The organism is Alteromonas sp. BZK5 (assembly GCF_014349115.1).
In the GTDB taxonomy this organism is placed as follows: Bacteria; Pseudomonadota; Gammaproteobacteria; order Enterobacterales; family Alteromonadaceae; genus Alteromonas; species Alteromonas macleodii.
The window spans coordinates 1-7,021 of sequence record NZ_JACSOE010000125.1; the positions used below are offsets into that span (position 1 = coordinate 1).

Annotated in this window: 6 protein-coding genes and 1 pseudogene; 2 read left to right on the forward strand and 5 right to left on the reverse strand. The window is 41.7% G+C overall.

Annotation, left to right across the window (positions count from 1 at the left end):
* Positions 1-95 precede the first annotated feature (95 nt).
* Together BIZ39_RS19590 and BIZ39_RS19595 are read right to left on the reverse strand one after the other, a co-directional pair.
* Positions 96-998: pseudogene (locus BIZ39_RS19590) on the reverse strand (N-6 DNA methylase); the annotation flags it as partial.
* Between the two features lie 88 nt (positions 999-1,086).
* Positions 1,087-2,175: a hypothetical protein gene (locus BIZ39_RS19595; protein ID WP_187447806.1), complete on the reverse strand. Its 1,089-nt coding sequence runs from the start codon at positions 2,173-2,175 to the stop codon at positions 1,087-1,089.
* A gap of 219 nt (positions 2,176-2,394) precedes the next feature.
* On the opposite strand from BIZ39_RS19595, the gene BIZ39_RS19600 reads away from it, so the two are divergent.
* A complete protein-coding gene (locus BIZ39_RS19600; protein WP_187447807.1) occupies positions 2,395-3,144 on the forward strand; it encodes a hypothetical protein in 750 nt (249 codons plus the stop codon).
* A gap of 75 nt (positions 3,145-3,219) precedes the next feature.
* Here the strand turns inward: BIZ39_RS19600 and BIZ39_RS19605 are convergent, their stop codons facing one another.
* Together BIZ39_RS19605 and BIZ39_RS19610 are read right to left on the reverse strand one after the other, a co-directional pair.
* Positions 3,220-4,182 carry a hypothetical protein gene (locus BIZ39_RS19605; RefSeq protein ID WP_187447808.1) on the reverse strand — a complete coding sequence of 321 codons (963 nt, stop codon included), beginning with the start codon at positions 4,180-4,182 and terminating at the stop codon, positions 3,220-3,222.
* A gap of 442 nt (positions 4,183-4,624) precedes the next feature.
* Positions 4,625-5,599, reverse strand: coding sequence for a tyrosine-type recombinase/integrase (locus BIZ39_RS19610; RefSeq protein ID WP_061487031.1), 975 nt, complete (start codon positions 5,597-5,599; stop codon positions 4,625-4,627).
* Positions 5,600-5,819: 220 nt separating this feature from the next.
* On the opposite strand from BIZ39_RS19610, the gene BIZ39_RS19615 reads away from it, so the two are divergent.
* Positions 5,820-6,677, forward strand: coding sequence for a hypothetical protein (locus BIZ39_RS19615; RefSeq protein WP_187447809.1), 858 nt, complete (start codon positions 5,820-5,822; stop codon positions 6,675-6,677).
* A gap of 129 nt (positions 6,678-6,806) precedes the next feature.
* On the opposite strand, the gene BIZ39_RS22065 is transcribed toward BIZ39_RS19615, so the two are convergent.
* Positions 6,807-7,021: hypothetical protein (locus tag BIZ39_RS22065; protein ID WP_222936711.1), on the reverse strand; the 215-nt coding region annotated here is incomplete at its 5' end.

Here is a 7,021-nt window from a genome sequence, read left to right on the forward strand (position 1 = left end):
ATTAGGCTCCAAGCTGAAAGTAAACCACCTCCGCAGCCATTTATTGGTGTGGTCTACAGAGGATTATGTCTTTTTAGAGGGGAAAATCCCTAGAACCCCCACTTATCCAAAGAAAAAGGAGGATTAGCGGTGACTACATCAAAATGTAATAAACCTTTGCCGTCTTTATCTAACAGCAGTGGGTTACGAATAGTATCGCCCCATTCAATTTTATGGTTGTCCTCGCCATGTAGGAACATGTTCATCTTAGCCAATGCCCATGTAGAGCCAATGGCTTCTTGTCCGTACAGTGCGTATTTTTTTGAACCTGAATTTTTGCGCACCATAGCACCACATTTTAAAAGCAATGAACCACTCCCTGTGCAAGGGTCGCAAATATCATCGCCTTCAACGGGCTCTAAAACAGTTGCAAGAAGCGTCGAGACCTCAGGGGGCGTGTAGTACTCACCAGCGGTGGCGCCACTGCCAGCGGCAAAGTGTTTGATAAGGTATTCATAGGCATTACCGATGATATCAAGGCTGCCCACGCGCTCTGTGCTTAGGTTTAATATGTCCTTACCAAAGTCTTCGAGTAGATGACGCAGTAAGTCATTTTTTTGTTTTTCTTGACCTAAGCGGTCTGTATTGAAACTGATGTCTTGGAAGACGTTTTTAAGCTTACTGCCGTTCGCTTCTTCAATGGCATGTAATGCTTTGTCGATACGCTCACCGTTACCGGGCTCATAACGTTTTTCATACAAGTCCCAAAAGCTTGCGCCTTCAGGTAACACAAAACGTTGTTTTGACATCATGGCATGAATGAGTTCAGGGTTATCCCCGTATTGCTGTACTAAACGGTTATAGTCATCCTTATACACGTCCGAAATATATTTTAAAAAAAGCATGGTAAGAATGAAGTCTTTATAGGTATCGGCACTGATAACGCCACGGAACGTGTCACAAGCCGCCCATACGGCTTTATTGATATCGTCCTGATTGATTTGCATAGAGGTACTCATGGTGTAAATCTTTCACTTTTGTTTTTAGCGGACGAAGACTACTTCGTCGATATGTTTTGTTCAATGATACTGATGAAAAAGGGCTCTGCTACTTTTCCGACATAAATGATTTGAGTGAAGGGTCGGCCACCAGCCAGACTCCCCGAGATTCATTATAAATAAGGTCCTGCTCAGCCAAGCGCGTCAGCGCTGCGCCAATCAGTGGATTACTGGGGCGCTTACCCAATTCAGATTCAAGCACTCTTTTCGTTTCATCCGTGTACAGTCCTTTGTCCCAGTCCTTGGCCAGTAATTTAAGTAGCACTTTATCGAGTGGATTCAGTTGCTCAATGGACTTAGCAAATTCACTGCGCTCATTTAATAAGTAACGCTGGTCATGCTCATTAAAACCGACTTGTATATCATATATCCCTTCAAGCGCCATGAATTTAAGCATTTCAGAGAACCGCGCTGGATGAAACTGTTGTTGCGTAAAAATTGAGAAAGCTGTTTCCTCATCGAGTTGACGTCCACCGGTAACAGATTTAAAAACCCCCAGCTGGTGAATGACGAAATCTCTATCCAGTTGCGGGAAAGGAATAGTCTGGCTTGCATCGTAAAATGGCGCTTTGGTGTTTTTAAATAGCTTATTAAGCCCTTCCTGTGATGATCCGGTGAAAATGGCCTTTATCTTGTTATCACTTCGCGCTGTCATGAAGCTTCGTAAGGCCGCGGTAAAGCTTGCATAGTCAGCAGACGTCGCAAGATGCTGAACCTCATCAAGCAATAATAGAATAGGCGTGTCATGGGTATTAAGCGCATCAAAAACCGAATGCAGGGTAGGACGCTGTGAACTCATGGCATTTGCTTCCGCTTTAACTGTTACGCCCGACGATGAAACAGCAGGTGTGAACTTAAGCTTTGCCAGGATTTTCGAAAACAAATTCCGACGTGATTCAAGCGTGGTCGTGACGGCATCAATAAAGGCATTCTGGGGCGAGTCTTTGTCTGACCAGAAGTCTATGTATATGGGTAACACATCAATCTTGTCGCAGGCAGGAATAACGTCACGCGTGATAAACTGTGTTTTGCCACGCTTGCGAGGTGCAAAAAAAGTAACCCTCTCAAGAAGCCCTTGTTGCATACCTTGCAGTATGTAGTCACACAGTTTGTGCCGAGGGTAGTGCCATCTGTCCATTGCTTTATAACCTTTTTCACCTTTAACTTATAATTATATATTTTAAATATAAAGGCATATAAAGCTAGCAGTTTCGATACTTTTTTTACAGCCTTTTCGAATGCTAATAAGACATTAAAAATTTCGACCACACCAAATAAAAAAGCATTTAGTGTTTAATTATTGTACTATCATCACTTCAAATCACACCAAACAAGTTCATAAACAAAAGGAATTCTTATGAAAGCGGGTGAAGAAATATCTAACGAAGCAAAAAGAAAAGCAGGTATTGAGTGGTTGAATAACCAGCTTGATATACTGTCCGCTGAAACCCTTGAAAGCATCAAAAATAAGATTGAAGGCTCAGAAGTACATAAAGATTCAGAAGCCCCTCAAACTTATACTGACTCTGAGAAAATTATACTGGCCTATTGGGTTGAACTAAATAAGCAACGCTACGCGAACACTAGTCATCATATTCATTTTACCCTCGACAAAGTTCACGATTCGTTCAAAGTTTTTATGCAATTATTTACTGCTCTAGCTGCGTTTATTATAGCTGTCTTCAGTGGGAAATTTGGTACTTGGATCATGGGTGACCAGATAACTAGTGCAAAATATAGTTTGTACATTTTCCTAGCTGCAATGGCCATAGCGTTTTCGGTATACCTCTTTTTCTGGGCAAACAAGTGGGGACAGTTCCGCAATCTGGAATACGACATTTTTGGCGGCTTTCTAAAGGACTACAATAAACTTGATGCTGATTACAAATCTTTATACCCAATAATTCTAATTGTAATTATTTTACTATGCTGTGGTGCTATGGCACTAGGCTTAAACCAGCTTGTCGATGAGTCGAAGAAAGACGATTTTGAGGGATTAAATTGTTTGACACAGTTTAATCGATGTAGCGGAAAAATGTGTTTTGATGAGCTAGAAATTTGCTTAACAACTGAAACAGCAGATTTGGATACAAAATACAATGATTGAAGCATTGAGATCTATGAGTCACACAACTTAAGTGGATTAGTCGCCACTTAACCTGACACTGTTATAGTGTCTAGCTCATAACCCTGAAGTAGACAGCAATTTCTTTAATCGGATATTTTCCCGTTGGAGCTCCATATTGACGGCCTCTAAGCTGTCTACTTTTTTCGACAATGACGCGATTTCTTCGTCTTTATTCACTTCAATGTCTATCCCTAAAAGCTCACTCATCGGGTTAGGCACACTTCGAAATTGAAGAGCTTTCTCGCGCGTTTTTTTAAGCTCTTTGTTGAGCGCCATGATCTGAGTCTTCTTTGCTGCTTTGAGTTCGATAAGCTCTTCGCTTAACGCAGACACTTGTTGCCACGCAGCAGCGATGCTCGCTTTAAAACGACTGATGTAACCGTCACGGTTTTTTTTAGCTACTTTAAAGTAGCGTTGCCTGTCTTTATTATGCGCCCGCTTCGTAACGCCGGAGATTGACGATAAAAGCGCGTAATCATTTAGAATTAACTGAATTATGCTGTTCACTGGGGCAATGGCTTTTACGACTTCTTCTTGTATATGTTTCTCCAGAACACTGAGTTCAGAGAAAGAAGAATCTGCTGCCCGACCGGATTGCTTGTCATAGCGCGCCAATTCACGCGCAATGAGGTCAAAGAATTTAACAAAGATATCGCGATAGCCAATGTCTGAGGCTTTTTTCCCCAATATGCGAGGACATATCGATGAGAAATGGCGATATTGAAGCTCAATGTCTAGCAACAGCATGGCCACCACTGCCACTTTTACATCGGAGGTAACGGCATAGCTATTTAAGTGGTGTGACGCCGTCTCAACACACACCGTAGCCCTATGCAAAGAAGGCGCATCAATCGGTTTTAACTGGCCATCAAGCTGGAGTTGTTCGTAAAGCGTGGCTTCAATGTCAGCGAATTCTGATTTCAGTGAATCAATTTCGACGATAACATGTTCGAGGGTCACCCCATGAAGTGCAACTCCATCGTCATTGTCTAGCGCCTGATTCGGTATAGCATTCATTGTCGGTCTCACAGAGTTAGTTAATGACGATTGTATAAATGACTGAAAGCGAAATATGAACACAGCCCGTAAATTACTAATAGGTTTGTGTTTTTCACTGTTGTAAAGAAAACACTAGTTTTACCTTCGTAAATGATTTTTTTATACCCGTCAGTACGTTACAAACATCTTTGTATACCCTTGCTTAATGACGTGAACACCGATTGAACGGGTATTATGTAAGAATAACGAATATAAAATATAAACCTCTGTCAGCACTGGTTTTTTCGTGATAAAACAGATTTTTTTCTATTTTTCCTTATGGGGAATTTTACTAGCGCTATCATGCATTAATAACCAAATTAGCACGATTTTGAAACAGCGCAATAACCGCGCTTGAAAGCGCAGCCGTTTGTGTCACCAGTGAGTTGTTTGGACAGCATTTTTCAATCCGTCTGTTGTCTTATCGTACATTGGCCATCCCAGTCTTTGTGACATCAAACTCTTCACCGTAATGCATCGGCATAGCTGAACTTGTCCACCCGCCGGCCTTTTGAATTTGATCTAATGAGATACCTCGTTCAAACATGGTTACCACCCCACCGACCCGGGTACTATGGCAGCTTGGTTTGAATTCTAAATTGAGTGTTGCCGCTAAATTCTTATATCTGGCCAAGAGTGCATGGTATTGCATCGCGTTATCTTGTACCGTTTGCTTGGGTGATAATTTTCTCAATAAGGGGCCATCCGCAATGCCCGTTCTTGTGAGCCATTTGTCGATAAGATTGATAGTGGTTGTTGAGATATAGCCGTACTGGCCTTTACCTGATTTATCGGTCTTGGAGCGAGGCGCAAAGATCCGTTGTTTAGCAAAATCGATGTGATGGATCTCAATAGCTAACAAATTGGATGCTCGGAATATCGTGTCTATCGCCGTATTAAAGATGACGGCGTCACGTAACCCAATCAGCGGATCCGTATCGAGTTTTGCATTGATGGCGTCAATAATTTCAAGGCGCATAGGCGCGGCTTGAGACTGACGACTGGGCTTTTGATTTATCTTATGGTTGGTGTATTCGGCAAAGAGTTTTGACTGTTTCCACGGGTCCGGTAATTCGCTTACACCAATGAAATAGCGCACTGACGCAATTTTTCGACGTATTGAATGATGCTTCAGTTTGGTCGACATCAAGTAGTCCAGATAGGCACGACATGTTGTTTTAGTCACATTGACATCACTGGCCATCGCCGGTAATGCATTATCTTTGCAAAACCCTAGGTACTGATTAAAGTCATACTGATAAGCGCGTTTCGTATTTTCTGACTTTAATTCCCATACATCGTCTTTTAACTCACGTAAGTTTCCAATTACGCGATCGCGATCTGATTCAGCGATCGCCATCGGTACATTTTCTACATGAATTAACATTGCGCTCATAAATAGGTGCTTTTTATAATTTAAGATAATTTGATTTATATTGAATAATAGAGCAGGGGAGAGGGCAGATCAAGAAATCTCTTTTGCGTTACTAGTAACGCTTTGTTTATATTTTATTCCTAGCACAGTGATACGTCATACAGATAGCGTTACTAGTAACGCTTTTATTCTTTGTAGTTTTTAAGGTAATATGAGAGACAAGAAGAAGAAGGGGTGAACAATGCCTGACCAGAGCCTTTGGCGACAATTTCTACATGCGCAATTAAATACGTTCTTATCAACCTTACAGGAAAAGGATAAGGTTACCAACGTAAATATAGACAAGCTCGAGCGTGATGTTTTAGCGTTAGGAAAAAGCATGGGCTTCATCGCGTTGAGAAAACATATTAAGCCTCAAAAGCTAGGTGAATTTGAACAATCTTTCACCATGTTCAAAGCACAAAAAGAGCAAGAGTTGTGGTCTGACTATCTAGCCAATCACCTATTAAAATTTTTATCTTCCATCCCCGAATCAACGTATCTGAAAGACAAAGAAGCCCTAGTAAATGCTGACAGTGTAACAATAAAAGAATGGCAAACACTGGCCCCAAAAGCCCTATATTCGGCTATGCGAGCGTGGTTACCCCAGGCCTCAATTAAGCAATTTCAAAATCGCTATCGGGCTTATAAGCACCGCGGTATCAAACGCACTGACACCATAGATGTGAGCCCCCAAACCAAAACAATCATTGATATGGCAAAAGCTGAATTGAATGCCAGCAACTATGATGAGGTTTTTGAACTCCTATTCTCAAAGCATTACAACGTCAGTGCCGACAGTGAAGTTAGAGCGGTAAAAGAACAGATTTCTGATGCATTACCTGCCTCCAAAAACCTGTTTTTGGAAGAATTCATGCTTAGATTAAACCCCAATGACAGAAATAGAGTGAAACTGCTCATTGAGGTTGCTTTTAATGACGGCTGGGAAAGAGCAAAGACATGTAGAAAGCGAAAAGGGGACCCACGCGCAGAAGCGTTAGTAGATTGCAGTATTTTTACAACTGCTGCGAACTTCTCGACTGATGAAAGTAGTGACTAAGACACCTTGGGAAATGGCGGGTATCGTAAGCCAGGTTTAACGAAGCTAAAGAAAAGGTGATATGTTTCAATTAGACCGAACCTTTTATTATTATGGAGAATGGAAGGTGTGCACCAGTAACAAAGAGTGTTACAAGTCGGGGAATCGCCCCAGCGAATACCAGGGCATAGAAAACAAACCATGATTTGTTGAGCCTTCACTCCTTACACATGACCTTATCAATGTGTGATGAGGTGACAACGTCACATGAATATCGCTATTAGCATCATCAATCATGGCGATTAAACACGATTTCTTATCGCCGAACCAGCGATGTGTGCTGCCGTCCATTTGTAGCATTAATC

Excerpts from the sequence above, each read along its gene's own strand:
- BIZ39_RS19595 (WP_187447806.1), bottom strand. The coding sequence starts at position 2,175 with ATGGACAGATGGCACTACCCTCGGCACAAACTGTGTGACTACATACTG.
- BIZ39_RS19600 (WP_187447807.1), top strand. The coding sequence starts at position 2,395 with ATGAAAGCGGGTGAAGAAATATCTAACGAAGCAAAAAGAAAAGCAGGT.
- BIZ39_RS19605 (WP_187447808.1), bottom strand. The coding sequence starts at position 4,182 with ATGAATGCTATACCGAATCAGGCGCTAGACAATGACGATGGAGTTGCA.
- BIZ39_RS19610 (WP_061487031.1), bottom strand. The coding sequence starts at position 5,599 with ATGAGCGCAATGTTAATTCATGTAGAAAATGTACCGATGGCGATCGCT.
- BIZ39_RS19615 (WP_187447809.1), top strand. The coding sequence starts at position 5,820 with ATGCCTGACCAGAGCCTTTGGCGACAATTTCTACATGCGCAATTAAAT.